Annotated in this window: 1 protein-coding gene; it reads left to right on the top strand. The window is 39.0% G+C overall.

Going from position 1 to position 820, the window contains the following annotated elements:
- Positions 1 to 132: 132 nt before the first annotated feature.
- Positions 133 to 820: hypothetical protein (locus DD606_RS25805; protein WP_139158417.1), on the top strand; the 688-nt coding region annotated here is incomplete at its 3' end.

Genomic DNA, 820 nt, shown 5'->3' with positions numbered 1-820 from the left:
GGCCTTGAGGAATCAGAGGTAAAGACTATTCAAGAAGAGATTAGAGATGAGAAGATTTTACTGTCAAAAAGAGATTAGAGATGAGAAGATTTTACTATCAAAAAGAGTGCAAAGGATGGTGATGCAACTGACATGTATGATCGAATCAAGCAGTTGAAGCAAGACAAATTGATTCAAGATGCACTTTTTGAAGGCTTCAACAATTTGAATGAGTCTTCACCATGTAAAGACTCGGAGGAGGTGGTCAAAATTTATAACATCAATGATGTTGTTTATAAAACACTTTTAATGCTATGCGAGGAATGTCTCAGGTCTAGTTTGAAGTGTGGAACAAAGAAAATGGCTTTTCCAAATGGAGCAAGAAAATACATGCAATGGGCAATTCACCTTCAAAAGGAGAAAACTGAGCCTAGAGATTTGCCATGGTCAATCTATGTGGTGAGCCTACAAATGGAAGGCAATCTCTACTTGATGCGCCACTTCAATAATAAAGTGCCTATTGGCTTATGTGTTTTAGATATGACAAAAAACGTTGGAGGCAATTTGAAGTGGAGTGAGGAGACATTTAACAATGCTTTGGATGGGATCTTGGCTATTGCTGGAGGGTCAACAGATCCTGGATTTGTCTTTCTTGCATTTGTGGATTTCACTAACTTCACAAAATTGCAATGTGCCTTTGACGCCATGGGAGATAATCTGAGCTACCATTGTTGTGGTGCATTGCATCACTTTCCATCAGCTCCTTGCAAAGGAGCAATTCAATTCCTAACAGTTATTGCCTTCTTGGGACAAGGCAATGCATTTGAAGACCTGAGAAGAA

The sequence above is a fragment of the Enterobacter cloacae complex sp. GF14B genome, assembly GCF_004136805.1.
Taxonomy (GTDB): Bacteria; Pseudomonadota; Gammaproteobacteria; order Enterobacterales; family Enterobacteriaceae; genus Enterobacter; species Enterobacter hormaechei_C.
The sequence above is the reverse complement of the archived record's forward strand: the minus strand, read 5'-3'. Positions and strand labels throughout refer to the sequence as shown.